At 65.5% G+C, this 19,055-nt stretch carries 16 protein-coding genes; 5 read left to right on the top strand and 11 right to left on the bottom strand.

Features of this window, described 5'->3' with window-relative positions; all coding sequences use genetic code 11:
• On the top strand, positions 1-805 hold an 805-nt coding region (locus K2W81_RS16435; RefSeq protein WP_294106582.1), incomplete at its 5' end, for a hypothetical protein.
• Here the strand turns inward: K2W81_RS16435 and dcm are convergent.
• On the bottom strand, positions 777-1,961 hold the full coding sequence (dcm, locus tag K2W81_RS16430; RefSeq protein ID WP_294106579.1) for a DNA cytosine methyltransferase: 1,185 nt from the start codon (positions 1,959-1,961) through the stop codon (positions 777-779). The two genes, K2W81_RS16435 and dcm, sit on opposite strands and share 29 nt — an antisense overlap.
• Positions 1,962-2,169: 208 nt before the next feature.
• Here dcm and K2W81_RS16425 point away from each other — a divergent pair, with 208 nt between their 5' ends.
• The 4 genes from K2W81_RS16425 to K2W81_RS16410 all read left to right on the top strand — a co-directional run bounded on the left by K2W81_RS16425 (position 2,170) and on the right by K2W81_RS16410 (position 5,518).
• Positions 2,170-3,354 (top strand): toxic anion resistance protein, encoded by a 1,185-nt coding sequence (locus tag K2W81_RS16425; protein WP_294106564.1) that lies wholly within the window; start codon positions 2,170-2,172, stop codon positions 3,352-3,354.
• The gene (locus tag K2W81_RS16420) at positions 3,354-4,052 is read left to right on the top strand and encodes a hypothetical protein (protein ID WP_294106561.1); all 699 of its coding nucleotides are present in this window, start codon (positions 3,354-3,356) and stop codon (positions 4,050-4,052) included. Before K2W81_RS16425 ends, K2W81_RS16420 begins: the two co-directional genes overlap by 1 nt.
• An 11-nt stretch (positions 4,053-4,063) precedes the next feature.
• Complete coding sequence (locus K2W81_RS16415; RefSeq protein WP_294106554.1) at positions 4,064-4,699, top strand: DsbA family oxidoreductase; 636 nt, start codon at positions 4,064-4,066, stop codon at positions 4,697-4,699.
• A gap of 105 nt (positions 4,700-4,804) precedes the next feature.
• Positions 4,805-5,518: a CPBP family intramembrane glutamic endopeptidase gene (locus tag K2W81_RS16410; protein ID WP_294106552.1), complete on the top strand. Its 714-nt coding sequence runs from the start codon at positions 4,805-4,807 to the stop codon at positions 5,516-5,518.
• Positions 5,519-5,528: 10 nt separating this feature from the next.
• Here the strand turns inward: K2W81_RS16410 and K2W81_RS16405 are convergent, their stop codons facing one another.
• From K2W81_RS16405 to K2W81_RS16360, 10 genes are all read right to left on the bottom strand, one after another.
• Positions 5,529-5,900 carry a hypothetical protein gene (locus tag K2W81_RS16405; RefSeq protein WP_294106549.1) on the bottom strand — a complete coding sequence of 124 codons (372 nt, stop codon included), beginning with the start codon at positions 5,898-5,900 and terminating at the stop codon, positions 5,529-5,531.
• A 55-nt stretch (positions 5,901-5,955) separates the two neighbouring features.
• On the bottom strand, positions 5,956-6,732 hold the full coding sequence (locus K2W81_RS16400; protein WP_294106546.1) for an inositol monophosphatase family protein: 777 nt from the start codon (positions 6,730-6,732) through the stop codon (positions 5,956-5,958).
• The gene (locus K2W81_RS16395) at positions 6,725-8,071 is read right to left on the bottom strand and encodes a metallopeptidase TldD-related protein (protein WP_294106544.1); all 1,347 of its coding nucleotides are present in this window, start codon (positions 8,069-8,071) and stop codon (positions 6,725-6,727) included. The genes K2W81_RS16400 and K2W81_RS16395 overlap by 8 nt, the downstream gene beginning before the upstream one ends.
• 43 nt (positions 8,072-8,114) lie before the next feature.
• Positions 8,115-9,023, bottom strand: coding sequence for a 4-hydroxybenzoate octaprenyltransferase (ubiA, locus tag K2W81_RS16390; RefSeq protein ID WP_294106541.1), 909 nt, complete (start codon positions 9,021-9,023; stop codon positions 8,115-8,117).
• A gap of 66 nt (positions 9,024-9,089) precedes the next feature.
• Complete coding sequence (locus tag K2W81_RS16385) at positions 9,090-10,763, bottom strand: MBL fold metallo-hydrolase (protein WP_294106539.1); 1,674 nt, start codon at positions 10,761-10,763, stop codon at positions 9,090-9,092.
• Entirely contained in the window at positions 10,760-12,811 is a 2,052-nt protein-coding gene (locus K2W81_RS16380; RefSeq protein WP_294106536.1) for a hypothetical protein, read from the bottom strand. Before K2W81_RS16380 ends, K2W81_RS16385 begins: the two co-directional genes overlap by 4 nt.
• Positions 12,812-12,994: 183 nt before the next feature.
• Positions 12,995-14,614, bottom strand: coding sequence for a class I SAM-dependent methyltransferase (locus tag K2W81_RS16375; RefSeq protein ID WP_294106531.1), 1,620 nt, complete (start codon positions 14,612-14,614; stop codon positions 12,995-12,997).
• A gap of 220 nt (positions 14,615-14,834) precedes the next feature.
• Positions 14,835-15,458, bottom strand: coding sequence for a LuxR C-terminal-related transcriptional regulator (locus tag K2W81_RS16370; RefSeq protein WP_294106528.1), 624 nt, complete (start codon positions 15,456-15,458; stop codon positions 14,835-14,837).
• A gap of 93 nt (positions 15,459-15,551) precedes the next feature.
• Positions 15,552-18,227 (bottom strand): phosphoenolpyruvate carboxylase, encoded by a 2,676-nt coding sequence (ppc, locus tag K2W81_RS16365; protein ID WP_294106523.1) that lies wholly within the window; start codon positions 18,225-18,227, stop codon positions 15,552-15,554.
• A gap of 148 nt (positions 18,228-18,375) precedes the next feature.
• Positions 18,376-18,942, bottom strand: coding sequence for an HNH endonuclease (locus tag K2W81_RS16360; protein ID WP_294106584.1), 567 nt, complete (start codon positions 18,940-18,942; stop codon positions 18,376-18,378).
• Positions 18,943-19,055: the final 113 nt, after the last annotated feature.

Here is a 19,055-nt window from a genome sequence, read left to right as displayed (position 1 = left end):
CCTAAGCTCGCTCTCAAGAGCAGGCTTAAGACCGGACCATCACCCCACGGGCAAGGCGGCCGCTATCGGAGGCGTACCACGAACGGCATGGCGTTCGGCAATCAAAGTTCCGGTTCAGCGGGAGCGATGTGTGGCAGGAGGAATTGCGCAGGACGATGCCAGAGAGAACAGGCTTATTGATTTGTTCAATCTTGGCCAAATGCCCGATCGAGTGCGACACGGCACGGATGCGATATTGACACTCGACGGTATTGATTACGAATTTGAGCTGAAATCGGCGACAACAAGCAAGGGCGGCATCAGCACGGTTAGGGATCTTGGCCCTGCACATATCGCCAAATGGCGGGGCAAGCACTGGATCGTGGCCTTTTTCGACGGCAACAAGCTCCTTTATTGTCGTTACGGCTCCCCAGATGCAATGGAACCTTGGATCAACGAGAAGTGGAATTACATCAAGGCCGACTTCGAAATGGCAAAACATGTACCTGCGCATATTACGCTCGGGACCATGTTTGAAATTGTCGGGCAGAAAGCGATCTACACAAAGGCCGACGCGCGCAAAATTCACAAGAACCAGATGTCAGCGGCCGAGTATGAAGCGGCACAGGACATGCCAGATGGGTACAGCCCGGCGCGGATGCTCGCCATCTTCAAGGATCGTGCGCGTTATGTGATTGAGCGGGGCTCGACGCTGAACAACCCGCACATCCCGGCAAAATACTTGGAATCATGGCCCAAGATCATGGACAATCATGCGGCAGAACTGCGCGCACGCGTCAGGTCGTGGCGGGACGCAACGCCTTAGAGATCGCGGTCGCTAAATTATACGCCATCGGAGGTGCAACCGAGTTACCGATGAGCCCTAGCGCGAAATATACCGGCGGCTGGACGGGCCAATCACCCGGGAAACCCTGGAGCACTAGGCAATCTGGCAGAGACAAGCGAAAGGCACCGTTCTTTGCGACATAGGCGCTCGCGGCCATGCGATCGGCTGCAACGCCATTTGGCCAGACGCCTAGCTTATTCCACTGCTTTAGCGCAGATACCGAACTCAGCACGCTTGTCGTGTGGCGCGGCCCAGTGAGACCGCTGCGCAGTGTCGGCGAAAGCGCATCAAAGCCGATGTTCGGCAGACCAAGCGCTTGGCGTACACCCATCGTTGTGGGAAAATTGTGTGCAAACGCGTCGGATCGATCATGCCGATACGTTGCAGTCGGCACCTCGAAGCGCGCGGCGTCGGCCTCGTCGGCAAACCCGACAAAGAAAACCCGCTTACGGGTCTGTGGAACGCCAAAATCCGCAGCATTGAGAATGAATCGACGGATTAAGTATTGACCTTTAAGCGGGTCAAGAATTGTGCATTGTACATAATCTTCAAAGCGCTTCGTCGATAGACCAATGACGTTCTCGCAAACAAAGGCGCGTGGTTGGATGTCCTTCACCGAACGCACGAATTCCGGTATCATGTCCCGTACATCATCCGCGCCATTTTGCCGACCTGCATTACTGAAGGGCTGGCAGGGTGGTCCACCATGCAGAACGTCGATTTTGCCGTGATACTTGGACCAGTCGACCCGACGCACGTCTCCTTTTTCACCGCCAAAAACCACCCAATCGCGATGGGCAGCGCGGATCACTGCCGCCGCGCCCTCCATGATTTCATAGCTGGCGACATGATCGAAGCCGGCCCGATCAAAACCGATATCCATCCCGCCGCCGCCGCTGAAGAGCGACAAGGCGGTCAGGTCATTGCTAGCAAGGCGCGGCATCAGATCGAGCGGATCGAGCCGAGGGCGATACACCGGATGCTTTGGCGCGCTACATTCGCCAGCAGCCGCGCGGCGCTTCGCTTGTTGAGAGGCGATCGTGGTTGCGCGGAACGTCGCGCGTTCCTTTTCGGAAAGGTCCCAGCCCTGATACCAAGGCGAATTTGTTCCACGCGAAGCAAGTTGCTTATGCACTGTCGCAACCCCTTTCCATGAGCCATAAGCGCCTTCAGAGGGAGTGAATCCTTCATCACGCCGCGCACTGTCAACGCCTAATCCGTTCTCTGTCTCCAAATCGGCGCAAACCCTTGCCTCCCCCGCCACGCGTGTTACATAGCTGACACACTTGAACCGAACCGGTATCGGCGCCATTGAAGGCGCTGGGCTGGTGTGGAGGAAATGCATGGCGACCGCGACCGAAACCGTGACCGATACGCTGAAACTGACGCCGCCCGATCCCGTGCCGGTCGTTGCGCCCGAAAAGGCTGCGGGGCTGGTCCCGGTCGATGATGCCACCCGCACCAAGCTCGACGAGCGGGTCGATAGCTTCATTGCCGATCTGGTCGCGCAGGATGTGAATTCGCCCGAATTCGGCAAGCGCGTCGAGGCGATCAGCGCGATGGGGCAGCGCGAAATTCGCGAGGCGGCGGGGCAATCGAACCGCTTCCTCGATCGCCCGGTGCGCGCGATGGATCAGGAATCGGGGGTCGGCGCCGATCTCGCCTCGCTGCGGCGCACGATCGAGGATCTCGATCCGGGCAAGAAGATGCTCGCGCCCAAGAAGATCTTCGGGATCATCCCGTTCGGCAATTCGATGCGCAATTATTTCGACAGCTATAAATCGTCCCAGACGCACATCTCGTCGATCCTCAAGTCGCTCGCCAGCGGCAAGGACGAGCTGCTGATGGATAACGCCGCGATCGACACCGAGCGCGCCAATTTGTGGACGTCGATGGGGCGGCTCGAGCAGATGATTTTGCTCGCAAAGACAATGGACGCCAAGCTCGAGGACAAGGCCAACGAGCTCGACCATAGCGACCCGGCCAAGGCCAAGGCGATCCGCGAGAGCGCGCTGTTCTACGTCCGCCAGCGCGTGCAAGACCTGCTGACGCAAATGGCGGTGACGGTGCAGGGCTATCTCGCGCTCGATCTGGTCAAGAAGAACAATGTCGAGCTGGTGAAGGGGGTCGATCGCGCGTCGACCACGACGGTGTCGGCATTGCGTACCGCCGTCACGGTCGCGCAGGCGATGACCAATCAGAAGCTGGTGCTCGAACAGATCACCGCGCTCAACACGACGACCGCGAACATCATCGAATCGACCGGCCAGCTGCTCAAGTCGCAGACCGCGACGATCCATGAGCAGGCAGCGGCCTCGACAATCCCGCTCGAAACGCTCCAGCGCGCGTTCCAGAACATCTATGACACGATGGACGCGATCGACAGCTTCAAGCTCAAGTCGCTCGACAGCATGAAGACCACGGTCAACGCGCTGTCGACCGAAGTCGAAAAGTCGAAGGGCTATATCGCGCGGGCCGAGGGTGCGGCGCAGGGCGGCGGTGAAGTCTTCAAGCTGGAAGCGGTATGATGAGCGAAGTCGACCGGCAGATTGCGCGTTCCAACGAACTGCTTGATCGCACGTCGGAGCGCTATCGCCGCAGCGTCGGGCGGCAGCACCGCACCAACGAAGTCGGGCGGCGGCTGACGCGGATTGCGGCGGCGGATGGCGCGATCCTGGTGGCGGCGATCATCTTCGGGCTGGTCGTCGGGCCGCTCGGGCTGCTCGGCGCGGTCGGGGTGATCGCGCTGATGATCCTGGTGACGCTGGTGCTGGCGATGGCGCCGAGTGCGCCGCCGCCGTCGCCCGAGAAGCTGCGGACCACGACGCTCACCGCGCTGCCCGCGCAGACCGGGCGCTGGCTCGATGCGCAAAGGCTCGCGCTGCCCGCGCCTGCCGTGCCGCTGCTCGATGCGATTTCGATCCGGCTCGACACGCTGAAGCCGCAGCTCGCGGGGCTGGCCGATGATGCGCCCGCTGCGGCGGAAATCCGCAAGCTGGTGAGCGAGCAGCTCCCCGAATTCGTCGATGATTACAAGAAAGTGCCGCCGCCGCTGCGGGGCGTGCCACGCAACGGCAAGACGCCCGATGCGCAATTGCTCGACGGGCTCAAGCTGATCGAGCAGGAAATCGGCGACATGACCGCCGATCTGGCGCAGGGCGACCTCGACAGTCTGGCGACGCGCGGGCGGTTTCTGGAGATCAAATACCGCGGCGATGAGGCGTGAGCGCGGCGCCGATGAAGATCGACTTTGTGTCGGACATCGTCTGCCCGTGGTGCATCATCGGCCTGCGCGCGCTTGAGCAGGCGATTGACGCCGCAGCGGACGTGGTCGCGCCGACGATCACCTTCCACCCGTTCGAACTTAACCCCGCGATGCCGGCCGAGGGGCAGAATATCGGCGAGCATGTCGCCGAGAAATATGGCGCGACGCCCGAACAATCGGCGAAGAACCGCGCCGGGATTCAGGCGCGCGCGGCCGAGCTGGGCTTTGCGATGACCGGGACGGCCGAGAGCCGCATCTACAACACTTTCGACGCGCACCGGCTGTTGCACTGGGCGCAGGCGTTCGCGCTGCAGCCGGCGCTCAAGAACCGGCTGTTCGCGGTCTATTTCTCCGAAGGCGGCAATGTGTCGGATGCCGAGGTGCTGGTGCGCGCCGCCGCCGATGTCGGGCTGGAGGCGGAAGAGGCGCGCGCGGTGCTTAGCTCGGGCCGCTATGCCGATGAGGTCCGCGCCGAGGAACGCCACTGGCACGCGCAAGGCATCAACGCGGTGCCCGCGATCGTGATCAACGACCGCTATGTCATCATGGGCGGCCAGCCGCCGGAAGCGTTCGAACGTGCGCTGCGGAAAATCGCGGCGGAGGGGTAGCGGCGCACGGAGGGCGCCTGGGTTCGTTCAGCGCGCGCTCATCTCCAACATGCTGGAATTGGGTCGACAACCTGATCGGGGGATCGACACAGTGGCATCAGCATCGTGAACGGACTGATCGGCCTTGGCGGAACGCTCGCGATCCTGTTGCTGCTGGGCGGTGCCATCGGCCTTGCCGACCGCCGTCGCTTCAACCCGGGCTGGCTGGCGATCGCGGCGCTGCTCGTCGCGCTCAATGATGCGCTGCTGACCCGCGCTTACGGGCTGATGCCCGACGTGATCGGTGGGGAGTGGAACTGGCAGGGTAAGCTGCTCGCGCTCGGCGCGACGCTGGTCATTGCCGCCCTCCCGGCGTTCGGCTGGCGGCGGACCGGGCTGACGCTGGCGCAGGTAGCCGGGAGCATCCGCGCGGCGCTGCCGATTGCCGCGCTCTACTGCGCCTTCTTCGTTGCGCTCGCCTTCGCTTTTCCCGGCGACAAGGCAAGCGTCGAGCATGCCGCGTTTCAGTTGACGATGCCGGGGCTGGAGGAAGAATCCTTTTACCGGGGGCTGCTGCTGTTCGCGCTCGACCGCGCGTTCACCGGGCGGACGCGGGTGCTGGGCGTGGCGTGGGGCTGGGGCGCGGTGCTGTCGTGCGTGATGTTCGGGCTGGCGCATGCGTTCGGCTATTCGCACGGCGCGTTCGCCTTCGACCCCGTGACGATGGCGCTCACCGCGCTGCCCGCGTTCCTGGCGGTCTGGCTGCGGCTGCGGACCGGGAGCTTGCTGCTGCCCGTGCTCCTTCACAATTTCGGCAATGCTTTCTCGCTGCTGATCTGATCGCGCGCGGCTAACGCTTCCCGAACCGCCCCGTCAGCCGCGCGATGAAGGGTTGCGGGCGGTGGATGGCGATGCGCGACATGCTCTCGCCGCCGAAGTGGTCGACATACACAATCTCGTCGCCGTCAATCGCTTCGAGTCTGGCGTAGGGCAGCCGCGCGGTGACTTCGCGGCGCACGAGCGTGACGGGGTCGATCTCGCACACGATGAAGCCGCCGGGGACGAAGGTCGAGGCGAACACCTTGCCGTCATGGAACAGCGCAGGCGGTAGATAGCGGAAGGCGCCTTTCGGCTGTTTGCCATCGATGAAGAGCTGGCCGCAGCCGGGGCCGCCCTGACCCACTTCGAGGATATCGTTCCAGCTGATCGTCGGTTCGGTCATGTTGTACCTCTGTCGCGCCAAGATATGCGCGCGGTGGGGGCGCGGCAAGGCGGGGCTAGCGTCCCACCAGCGCTTTCGCGCGCCCGGCCAGCCGGTCGATCGCCGCGGCGTGGATGCCGGGGGTGCTGACGAGCACGCCAAATGCCTCCGCGCTCGGCGTGTTGAAGTTGAGCGCCCCGCCCAGTGCGTCGCTCACCGTCGCGCCAGCTTCGACCGCGATCAGCGCAGCGGCGGCGATGTCCCACTCATGCCCCCAGCGCAACGTCGCGACCAGATCGGCTTCGTCGGCGGCGACCATCGCGATGCGTAGCGCAATCGAATTGGGCTTGGGGACGATCGTGAGGTCCATGTCTTCGCGCGGGAGCTGGTCGAAGGGCACGCGTGCGCCCGCCAGCACTGTCCGGTCGCCGCAACGGACGGCCACGCCGTTGCGCGTGGCGCCGCCGCCCGCAACGGCGCGCCAATGTTCGCCGCGCGCGGGCGCATCGAGCACGCCGAGCACGACTTGCCCGGCCTCGACCAGCGCGACCGAGATCGCCCAGCCGCTGCGTCCGCGCAGGAAATCGCGCGTGCCGTCGATCGGATCGACCACCCAGAGCCGGTGGCAGCTCAGCCGGTCGGCGTTGTCGGCGGTTTCCTCCGACAGCCAGCCTGCGTCGGGCAGCAGCGCGCTCAGCCGGGTGCGCAGCAGCGCGTCGACTTCGAGGTCGACGTCGCTCACCGGCTCACCGGCATGCTTTTCCCAGCGGCGATAGTCCTCACCCGCGCGGCGCAGCGCGAGCGCGCCTGCCTCGGCGGCGATGGCGGCGACGGCGTCGATCAACTCAGCCACTGGCCACCGTCATCCCCTCGACCCGCAGCGTCGGCACATTGATGGCATAGCGGAAATCGAGATCGCTCGCAGGCATCAGCGCCTTGTACATATCGATCAGATTGCCCGCGATCGTGAATTCGGCGACCGGCGTGGTGATTTCCCCATCCTCGATCAGAAAGCCCGATGCGCCGCGCGAATAATCGCCGGTCACGCCGTTGACGCCCATGCCGATCAGCTCGGTGACGTAAATGCCGCGCTTGATATCGGCGATCAGCGCGTCGCGGCTGAGCGTGCCGGGCGCCATTTGGAGGTTGGTCGCCGACACACCGGGCGCGCCCGCGCCACCGCGCGCGGCATGGCCGGTCGGCTCAAGCCCCAATTGCCGCGCCGAGGCGCTGTCGAGCAGCCACGTCTGGAGCACACCATCCGCCACCAACGTGTGCGGCGCGACCGGCAGCCCTTCGCCATCGAACGGGCGCGAGCGCAGGCCATAAGGACGGAGCGGATCATCCTCGATTGTCACGCCAGCGCTGAAAATCGCGGTGCCGAGCGCCTCAAGCAGAAAGCTCGTCTTGCGCGTGATCGACTGGCCAGCAATTGCGCCGAGCAAATGGCCGAGCAGCGAATTGCCGACGCGCGGATCGAACACCACCGGCATCGGCCCGCTGTTGACGCGGCCCGGATTGAGCCGTGCGACCGCGCGTGCACCGGCCTTCGCGCCGATGGTCGCGGGATCGTCGAGATGCTTCAGGTGGCGCGCGCTGTGATAGGCGTAATCGCGCTCCATGTTGCCGCCGGTCCCGGCGAGCACGCTGGCCGAGGTGCCGTGGCTCGACACGGCATAGCCGCCGACGAACCCGTGGCTGGTCGCGAGCGCCACCACGCCGCGCCCCGCGCTCGCGCTGCCACCTTCGCTGTTGGTGACGCCGTCGACCGCACGCGCGGCATCTTCGGCTGCGAGCGCGCGCGCCTTCAAGGCTTCGGGCGCCACTTCGCCGCCATCGTCGAGATCGATTGCAGGCGGCGCCGCGCGCAGCAGCCGGTCAGCGGGCGCGAGCCCGGCCCATTCGTCCTCGGGCGCCTCGCGCGCCATCGCGACGGCGCGCTCGACGAGCGCGCTCAGCCCGGCGTCGCTGAAGTCTGAGGTCGAAACGCTCGCGTTGCGGCGCCCGACGAACACGCGCAGGCCGAGTTCGGCATTTTCGGAACGGCCGACATCTTCGAGCGCGCCGAGCCGCACCGATACTTCGGTCGAGGCATCGGCCGAGAAAACAGCGTCGGCGGCGTCGGCACCGGCCCCGCGTGCACGCTCGACGATCTGCGCGGCGCGGTCGCGGGCTTGGTCAATGGTCATCATTGGTTGGACTTAGGCGGCATCGGCGATGATTTGAACCGGCAAATCAAAATTGACTGGCCGTCCCGACGACCAAACACGCGAGGAACACCAAAAATCCCGCACCGCGATTGGCGCGAAACCGTTCGAGCACATTGCCGCCGTCATCGGGCTTGAGCGTTGCGACCTGCCAGCCGAGGTGCAGGGCAATCGGCAACAGCGCCGCCAGCGCGAGCGGATCGGGCCGCACCAGCCAGATCGCCGCTGCCCACAGCGCAAGTGCCAGCGCGTAGAAACCCGCGACGCCACCGCGCACATGCGCGCCCAGTGCGCGCGCCGACGAGCGAATGCCGATCAACGCATCGTCATCGCGGTCCTGCAGCGAATAGATGGTGTCGTAGCCGACGACCCACGCAATCGACCCCGCATAGAGCAGCACCCCCGGCACGGTCAGCGTGCCCGCCACATCGCTCCACCCCACCAGCGCCGCCCAGGAAAAGACGATCCCCAGCCACGCCTGCGGCCACCAGGTGATGCGTTTCATGAACGGATAGGCGGCAACCGGCGCTAGGCTGAGCAGCGCGACGACGGCGGCATAGGGATTGAGCTGCACCAGCACGACCAAGCCGAGCAGGCACAGCAGCACCAGCCACACCCACGCCGCCTTGACCGACACAGCGCCCGAAGCCAGCGGGCGGTTACGCGTGCGCTCGACTTGGGCGTCGAGATCGCGGTCGATGATGTCGTTATAGACGCAGCCTGCGCCGCGCATCGCGATCGCGCCGAGCAGCAGCCACAGCAGCAAATCCCAGCGCGCAACTGCCCCGCCTGCGAGTGCCACCCCCCAAGCCCCCGGCCAGAACAACAGCCACCAGCCAATCGGCCGATCGAACCGCGCGAGCGACGCGAACGGCCGCGCCGATCGCGGCAGCAGCGCGATCAGCCCGCGATATTCGCTGTCGGGAACAATTGCCAAGCCACCCTCCGTCCGGAAGGCGGCGCTGTGCCACGCGCCCGGGGCGAAGTCAGCCCCCGACGAGGGTCAGCCGAACACCCGATATTCGATGTACAGGTCGTTCGCCTCATCCAGCCGCGCGACGAAATTGGGGTCGATGGGGAAGCTCTTCACATCGTCATCAGTCGCGCGGCGGCGGTCGCCGCGGATCAGCCGACCCTTGGTGTGCGTCAGCAGCGCCGTTTTGACGCGCGGATTGGGCATTTGCCAGCCCTTGCTGCCCTGCTTCGTCCCCAGATCGAAATCGGTCGAAATCGCCGCGACCAGATCGTCGTGCTTCATCAACTCGAGCCCCTGATCGGTCAGCGTCGCATTGTGGCTGCCGTGATGCCCGACCTTGTAGAAGCGCGTGCGCCCGAGCAGTTCGGCGGCGGTCACGGCCTTGCCATCGGCGGTGTAATTCTGGTCGTGCCATGATTCCCAATTGCCGACCTGCGCATCGGCGGCGAACAGCATGACGCTGGCATCGGGCAATTCGAACGCCAGCACGAGGCTGGTGTTGTTGGTATCGCTGTCGAGCTTGAGCGCGAGCGGTCCGGCAGCGGCGAGCCAATCGCCGTCGATGCGGCGGCTCGCCTGATCGGCGCCGCACACCAGATCCTTCGCACACTTATGCCCCTTGGGCGGATTGTCGGCGAAGCGGCACGGCGCCTGCGCATCGAAATAGCGCTCGCGGAGCCACGCGAGCGTGCGTTCGGCTTCAGGTGCGGTCACTCCGGCATCGGGCGCCGGCTCGACCCTATCGGCGGTGATCGCATTGTAGCGGCGCGAGAAGGGCGAATTGTCGGCGAGCGACTCCTCGGTGCCCGCCGCGACATCCATCAGCAGCCGCGCGTTGAACGAGCTGGTGTCCATGTACAGCGTGCCCGTCTCGGCCTTGGTCGGCAGGTCCTTGAACAGCCTTTTGGGGTCGCGCGGCGGGCCGAAGACATAGGCGCGCAGCGGCGTCGCGGTCGGCGTCGGCAGCACCGTACCCGGCGAGAGATACTGAACCTTGTGGCCGACCTGTTTGAGCGTGTCGAAAATCGCGCGACCGGTCAGCCGCTTGGCTGCTGCTGCGCCAAGCTGGGTCGGGTCGCCATGCGGATCGATTTCGAGCGGCCCGAGGAAATTCTCAAGCCCTTCGATCGCGGCCTCGGGTGCTGCTGCAAACGGCGATTGCGCGCCGCTCGCGCGGTCAGCGCCCATTCGCATGGCGAGCGCGGCCAGCGCAGTGCCGGTCTTGTCGAATTTGGCGCGCAAGGCCTTGGCATCGGCGTCGGCGGGGTCTTCGGTCCACGCCATCCACAAATTGGCAATCTTGAGCCTGGGTGGCACGCCATTGGCGGGATCGCCGAAAAACACCTCACGCGCCTGATCAAAGCCCGAGATATGATCCCAATGTTCATGCGTGACGACGAGCAGATCGAGCGTGCCGCCGGTTTCCTTGACGATATCGGCGGCGATGGCGGCCATCCGTGCCGCTGCATCGGGGCTGCCGAGCAGCATGCCGCAATCGATCAGGATCGTCGATTGGGTGGCCCCGGCCACGATCCGCAGCAGATAACAGTCGCCGAGCAGCCCCTTGTACGTCGCCCCGGGCAACAGGCCGCGATAGAGGCGGACGAACACTTTCGGCGTGCTGGCAGCAAGCGTTGCGGCCGTGGATGTCGCAGCGGCTGCCTTGGTGCGGCGGCGCTTTGGCTTGGTCGGATCGGTCATGACTGGCTCCGATGCACAAAGGCGAAAGGTTCGGCGCGGTGGGGTCCGCCGGGCTTGTTCACGGCCAGCCCCAAAGTGTCGCCGGTGCGAAAGGCCCGTTCCTCGGCGAGGCGGTCGTCATTGGTCACGCGCTTGCGGATGATGCGCCGCAAGCGCCCGTCACGCAGGTCGATCTGGATCGTCGCGCCGCCGCGGAACCAGAAGTCGGGCGTATCCCAGCGATCAGCCAGTGCAGCCTTGTCCCCGGCAATCGCCAGATCCTGATCGCTTTGCTCGAAATAGCCGCGCCGTTTCTGCATCAGCTGGACGATCAATTGCTGAAGCTCCTGCCCGTCAGGCCCGGATCGCCGCGCGACGCGCGCCGAATGGACTTCGACGCGCGGCGCACCCAACAGGTGCCGATGGGGATCGAACCCTTTGTCGTCGGCCTCCCACGTCAGGATCGACTTGTCGGCGGGGTTGGCCAGCAACATGATCCCGAGCAGCTTTTCCCACGCGGGATTGTCGCGCTGCGGCGAGGAGGTGTTGAGCCAGTCGTGGATCTTGCCCTGGTTGAACTGGGTGGTCAGCATCGTCAGTTCGCGCAAATTGCGGCGATTGGGGGATTCGGGGACATAGGGATCGCCGGGCTTGTCGATCTCGCGCGCGCGGCCACCGAACTGGGCGTCGATGACCAAGGTGCTGAGCAGATCGCCGAACAATTCGGTCAGCAATTCGGGCGCGCTCGGCCAATCGTGCGGCTGGGGATCTTCCCACAGCAGGCTGTCGGGCGCCATCGAGATGCAGCCCGGCACGGTGATCCCGCGCTTCTTGAACGCTTCGACCACGGCGACGCGGTAGCGCATCGGATCATCGGCGACGAGATCATTGTCGGCGGTGATGATCGCGCGCAGATATTCGCCGAAGCGCGTGTCCATCGGCGGCAGGTAATCGAGCGCACGCACGCACATCCGCAGCACATGATCGGCGGCCTTGGCGGCTTCGCTCGCCAGCCGCGCGACCAGATCGGGCGACAGCACCCCGCCGCCCGCCAGTTCGCCGCGCGCGATGCGGAACAGATCGGCGGTGCGGCGCTCATAGATGGTGACGAACGAGTCGAACACGGCCGCGACCAAAATGCCACCGCGCGCATGCGGCTCGGTCGTATCGGCGAGCGTCGCGATTTTGGCGGGCGCCTGTTCCTGCCCCTCCGCCGTGATCGTCTCCAACGCGTAGCGCAACGCGCCATTGCGCCCGGTCGCGCGGCCATATTGCTCGGCCAGCCCGGTCAGCAAATTGCCGATCCGCAGCGAGCCGCGGCTGCGGGTGATCTGATGTTCGACCACACCCGTCATCGAAAAATGCTGGAGCAGCGCAACAATGTCGGCAAACGCTTCGTGAAAGGCGAGCGAATCGACGTTCGACGCATCGACCGAGCGGCGATAGACGCCGTGCAGGATCGCGTGGGTCGTCTCATGCGCGACAATATCCTGCGACAGGCAGGTGAAGACCCAATTGCCGTCGTCGGCGCCGATCGCACCTTCGGGGCGCTGTGCCTTGAAATAGCCGAACAGCAACGCGCGCTTGTCGGGGCTGTAATAGGCATTGGCCTCGCGCAGCGCGTGCGGATAAATGCGCAACCGCTTGCTGAAATTGCGGTCGGGCGCGGCATCGACATTATGCCCCGCCCAGAGCACCGGGCGGCCAAGCGCGCGTTCGAACGTGCGGATCGTCCGCATCGCGACCGCGAAGACCATTTGCTGGTGGAATTGCGGGCGCCCTTCCGACGGGGGCAGCCCGTCCTGCGCGAGCAGCACCGGGTGGTTGAGATCGACCGGAGCATAAAAAATGCCGCAGGCCGGATCATAATCAATGACTTCGAGATATTCGTTGACGGGGCCGATTTCGAGCGGGTCTTCCCAGCGGTTTTCCCAAGGGAGCGTGATGACCGCATCGTTGATGACCGCGCTGTCGAGTTCGATCGACGCCTGGGGATCGAACGCATAGACGCGCAGGCGGCGCATCGCTGGCATCGGATAGTCGTCGCTGATCAGCCGGTCGGTCGCCACGCCATTTCCTCCCGCAAAAGCATAAACAGCGCCGCTACATTGGCGATCATCAACCGCGGCCGAACAATGATATCGGCGTCGGTCGGCAATTTCATTTATCCGCGTATTTCAGGCGCAAGGTCAATGGACCGACTCGCTACTTCGACCAACTTTCGGGTCCGTTTCGAATGATGCAGCGCGTCATTAAATGGCTGCAAGCCAGACATGATACATCCCGCCGAACAGCATCGGTTCGACCTGCTCGCGCGCATCCCAGCCTGCGAGATCGGTCGGCTCGGGGGGATCGGTGACGGCGCGCGGCGGCGGCTCGACCGCGATCACCGACAGGCCCGCCGTCGCGGCCATCGCGCCGATCTCGGGCAGATCATAGCTGGCCTCGCGGACGTGGAACACCAGATCGCGACACCCGCCGATGCTGTAGAAATCGGGCGAGTGGAGAATTTCGGGCGCGTCCAGATCGTCGAGCGCGCGCGCGCGCCACGCCCGGATCGCCGCCGGGGACTCAGGCACGCCGTCCGCCAGCGCTCGCGCCGCCGCCAGTCCGGCGCGGGCGCGGCGCGAATAGAGCGCAACCAGCATCACCCCGCCCGGCGCGAGTGCCTGTGCCAATGCCTTCATCCCTGCGACCGGATCGGCGAGGTGATGGAGCACGCCGACGGCCTCGATCACGGCAAAGCGCTCGCCCAGCGCCTCAACCGCCAGCAGATCACCGAGCGCAAAGCGGATGCGGTTGATGCCAAGCGCTTCGGTCTTGGCAATCGCATGTGCGAGGCTGGCGCGCGACAGATCGATCGCGAGCAGCGACGCGCGCGGCCAGCGATCGGCAACGACCAGCGCATGCTGGCCGGTGCCGCAGCCCGCGACGAGCACACGCCGCGCCCGCTTGGGATCAGCGCGGCGAGCAACGGCGGGCGGCATCGCGACCGGCAGGCCAACTGGCTCGCGCACCCACATCGGATAGGGATCGGCTTCATATTGCGCGGCGACGGGGGCGCTGCTGGCGTCGATCGGCGTGATCGGCGTCAGGCTGGCGGCGATCGATGCCGCGCGCTTGGGGGCAGTAACATGCGCGGCAAGTACGGGGCCGAGCGCCGGTGCGGCCCACAGGCTTTCGGGCAAATCCTGCAGCGATTCATAGCAGCCGAGCAGCGCAACCGAGGGTACATCACCGTCCGCCGCATGCTCGCGCAACTCGCGTAGCTTGTCCGGCTCCGCCGCAAGCCGCGCTGCGTCGCGCGCGGGCAGGGTCAGCGCAAAGCCCGAGGCGACCGCACGCTCGGCGAGCGCGATCAGGAATGGCAGCGGCACCGCACCAGCCCCCGCGACCAGCGCGGCGTGGCGCACGCGCGCGAGGAAAATCTCCAGCCGGGGTGTCGCCGCCGGGGTCGCGCGCAGCAGCGCCAGCAGCACCGGATGCGCCAACAGCGCCTGAACACCCGGCGCGGCGAGATCGGGATCGGCCCCGATCACCCCGCCCGCGCCATTTTCGAGATAGCGGATCGCGGCGGGCGCCAGCGCGTCGGGCCGCAACCATGCCTGATTAAGCGCGGCGGTGAACACCGCATCGATATCGGGATGCGGACGCCCCGGCACATTGGCGATCAGGAAAGCGCCGAACGCTGCGCGGGCCGCCAGATCGGGCGGCGTCGCGGCGGCGGCGGCGCAAAAGGCATCAAATGCCTCCCCCAACCGACCTGCGGCGAGCAGCGCCTGCGCTCGGTCGCCTGCGCGCAGCGGCGGCGGTGCCGCGCGGCGGTCGCGGGCCTTGCCTGATCGGCGCGCATGACGATTATTCCCGGCCACCAGCTTCCCCCGACGCAGCCTGACCGCGCTACCACGCTCATAGGCGTGCTGTCAGCCATGCAGCGCAGGGTGGACGCCGTGACGAGCGACGCGCGACTGGGATTGGGCAGGGTTCGCGCATCGTCGGGAAGTTCGCATCACGACGTCCGTGCAACGATTTAGCGCGTCGCCCAGCCGGTGCCGATACGGTCAATAGGCCTTGCTGCCCTGCCGCGTCGTTCTAAAGCCCGGCCTCCACGGCGACACGGATCATGTCGGCGGTGGTCGCCGTGCCGAGCCGGTCCATCAGGATCGCGCGGTGCATCTTGATCGTCTTTTCGGACAGGTTGAGCTCGGCGGCGATTTGTTTGTTGAGCAGCCCGCTCGCGGCGAGTTTGAGCACTTGCCACTGGCGCGGCGACAGTGCTTTCACGAGTTCCGCCGCGCGCAGCCGCCGCTGGCTCGACGGCATCGGCATATCGGCGTCGATTTCGACCTGCGAGCCGAGGAAATAGAGCAGCTCGTCGCGCTCGTCGTAAATCGGCGCGACCAGCACGGCATTGCGGAACGGCGTGCCGTCGCGCTTATAGTTCAAAATCTCGACCAGCACCGGGCGGTGCTCGCGCACGCCGACACGAATTTGCTCCGACAGCCACGGCTCGGTGCCCGGCCCCGACAGGAAGCGGCAATTGCGCCCGACGACTTCCTCGACCGGATAGCCGGTGAGCGCGCAGAAAGCCTGATTGCAGGCGATAATCGGATTGTCGGGCTGGCGCGGATCGCTGAGCACGGACGCAATGGGGCTCTGGTCGATCAGCAGCAGGAACTTCGAATCAAGGTCGCGTTGTTCGGTCACCACCGCCATGCCGTATGATCATCCCTTGCCGACGCGCGCCCGTCACAGGACAGACGACCCGGCCACGCCAATGTAGGCGCGATCACGGCCAATTGCTACCGATCAGCCGCTGTTGCGCAGCGCCGTCGCAATCGCGTTGATCGATAGCAAAATGCCTTCGCCGATGCGCGGATCATCCTCGCCCGCGCGGCGCCGCTTGATCAGTTCGATCTGGAGCAGATTGAGCGGTTCGATATAGGGCAAGCGCAGCCGGATCGAGGCATCGAGCGCGGGATTGTTTGCAAGCAAATGCGCCTGACCGGTGGCCGCGAGCAAGCCGTCGTGGCTCGCCTGCCATTCGCCGCGGATGCGCCCGAATAGCGTTGCCGCCGCCGTGCGGTCCTCGACCAGCCCGGCGTAGCGCGCGGCCACGCCCATGTCGGATTTGGCGATCACTTGCTCCATATTGGCGAGCATCGCCGCGAACAGCGGCCAACTCTGCGCCATATCGGCGAGCAAGGCGGAATCGCCGAAATCGCGCAGCGCGCTGCCGACGCCGTACCAGCCGGGCAGCATGACGCGCGCCTGCGCCCAGCTGAACACCCAGGGAATCGCCCGCAAATCCTCGATCGCGTCGGATTTGGTGCGGCTGGCCGGGCGCGACCCGATCTTGAGCCCCGAAATCTCGGCAATCGGCGTCATCTGGCGGAAGAACTGGCGGAAGCCGGGGGTGCCGTAGACCAGATCGCGATAGGCCGCGAAGGCGCTGGCCGACAGTGTCTCCATCGCCGCGCCAAAGCGCGCATGATCGCGCGGCGACAGCCGCTGCGGCTCGAGGCTGGCGAGCAAGGTTGCCGATGCCATTGCCTCCAAATTGGTCGCAGCGCTTTCGCGCGTCCCATATTTGCCGGCGATGACTTCGCCCTGCTCGGTGATGCGAATACGCCCCTGTACGGTGCCGGACGGTTGGGCGCGGATCGCGGCAAAGGCCGATCCGCCGCCGCGCCCGACCGCACCGCCGCGCCCGTGGAAAAGCTGCATCGCCACGCCTGCGTTGGCGAATACCGGCGCGAGCGCGGTCGAGGCGCGGCTGAGGCTCCACGTGCTGGTCAGATAGCCGCCATCCTTGTTGCTGTCCGAATAGCCGATCATCACTTCCTGGTGTCCGCGTGCGCGGGCGATAGCGGCGACTTCGGGCAGCGCGAACCAGTCGGCCATGACTTGCGGCGCGGCTTCGAGATCGCCAATCGTTTCGAACAGCGGCACGGCCATGATCGCCGCGCAGGCGGGGTCACCGGGCGTGTAGAGCCCGACTTCCTTCAGCAGCAGATGGACTTCGAGCAGGTCGGAGACCGACTGCGCCATCGATACGACATAGTTTCTGATGCAGGCCGGGCCGTAGCGCGCGTGCGCCTCGGCAGCCGCAGTCAGGATCGCGAGTTCGCTCTGCGTCTCATTGGCATAAGCGGCGTAGCGGCTGACGAGCGGGCGCGGGCTGGCGAGTTCGCGGCGCAGCAGCGCGATGCGCGCACCCTCATCAAGCGCGCGATAATCGGCCTCAACACCAGCGCCTTTCAACAGATCGGCGACGACGCGTTCGTGCACTGCGCTATTCTGGCGCATGTCGAGCGTGGCGAGGTGAAAGCCAAACGTTTCGACCGCGCGGATCAGCCGCCCGAGCGCGCCCGCCGAGGCGAGCGCCCCGCCCTTTTCGGCAGCGAGGCCGTGCGCGATGGCGATCAGATCGGCGCGGAAGCTTTGGCAATCGGCATAGGGTTCGCCTGCCAGCGTGGCCGGGCGCGGGGCGGGCTTGCCGGTCAGCGCCAGATGGGTCGCGGCCAGCCGCGCGTAAATGCCCGACAGCGCACGGCGATAGGGCTCGTCAGCGCGCGCCTCGGCAAGGTCGCCGCTCGCGTCGGCCAGCGCCTGCACCTCGACAGACACTTCGGCATGGTCGGTCGAGATCGACAATTCGGCGCCAAGCGTGTGGACCGCATCGAGATAATGGACGAGCACCGTTTCGCAGGCGCGGGCGAGCGCGGTGCGCAGGCTGTCGGCGACGACGAAGGGGTTGCCGTCGCGGTCGCCACCGATCCAGCTGCCGGGGCGCAGAAAGCTGGGCACGCGCCGCCCGAGCGCACGATCCCAACGCTGGTAAAGCGCGGGCAAGGTCGGCAGGAAAATGTCGCGCAAATAGCTGAGCGCGGTTTCGACTTCATCGGTGACGTAGAGCCGCTCACGCCGGAGCACCCGAGTCTGCCACAGCAGCGCGATCTGACGCGCAATGGCCTGTTCGACATCGTCGCCGTCGGGGGTGGTGACCAGCCCCGCATCGCGCAGCTTCATCAGCTCGGCAATGCGGTTCTTGTGGTCGATCATCGACTTGCGGCGGACTTCGGTGGGATGCGCGGTCAGCACCGGCGCGATCAGCGCATGCTCCAGCAGTTCCGCCACGGCCGCGCGATCGATACCATCGGCGCCGAGACGCACGATAGCTGCTTCGAGATCGGCCCCCGCCTCGCGCGCGACGCCCTGACGATCCTCGGCGAGATTGGCGAGCATCGAAAACAGCATGAAGCCGCGCGTGAAATCGAGCGTTTCGTCCAGGCTGAGCCGGTCGAGCGCCATGTCGGTGGCGCCCGCGCTGCCAATGCCACGATGCCGCTCGACCGACGCCGAGCGGATCGCCTCGATCCGGTCGAACAAGTCGACGCCGCCATAGGCGCGGATCACATCCCCCAGCAGTTTGCCGAGGAAGCGTATATCGGGATTGTTGGTGATCGCAGGGAGGTCAGCCATGGCGCAATGCTGCGCTGCGGCAAAGGCGGGGTCAAGCCGCTAAGCCGCCGAAACCGTCATTTTCGAGATCGGGCACCGTCACTACCGCCAACGCGGATCGGCCGGTCGCACATGCAAGCGGCACATTATTCGCAGCGTTAGCGCTCGATCAGGCCTCCAGCTCGACGTCCCAGTAAAGCCAGTCGTGCCAGGTCTGGTGCAGGTAATTGGGCGGGAAGCGGCGGCCGTGTTCCTGCAGATGCCAGCTCGTCGGACGGATCGGCTGGATGTGGAGCGGCATATGCGCTTGCTTCGGCGTGCGTCCGCCCTTTTTCAGGTTGCACGGCGCGCAGGCGGTCACGACATTTTCCCAGGTCGTGCGGCCCTTTTGCGCGCGGGGGACGACGTGATCGAAGGTGAGGTCGCGCCCGGAGCCGCAATATTGGCACTCGAAACGGTCGCGAAGGAAGAGATTGAAGCGGGTGAAGGCGGGGAATTGCGAAGGCTTGACGAATTGCTTGAGCGCGATGACCGAAGGGAGCTTCAGCCTCGCGCTGGGACTTCGGACTTCCCGCTCATAATGGGCGACAATGTCGACCCGGTCGAGGAACACCGCCTTGATCGCGGTCTGCCATGGCCACACACTCAACGGATAGTAGCTGAGCGGCGTATAATCCGCATTGAGGACAAGGGCCGGGCAACCATCGGGGTGCCGAACCATGTCCGGATGCCGGATCAGATCGGGATGATACATTTTCCCTCCCAGACTTCTCGTAGCCGCCTTTCGCCGACTAGGATGACGGCATGATGACAGATCGCGCGACTCGTGGTCAATGGCCAGCTTGCAAT

The sequence above is a fragment of the Sphingomonas sp. genome, assembly GCF_019749955.1.
Taxonomy (GTDB): Bacteria; Pseudomonadota; Alphaproteobacteria; order Sphingomonadales; family Sphingomonadaceae; genus Sphingomonas.
This window is presented reverse-complemented; position numbering and strand designations above follow the sequence as displayed.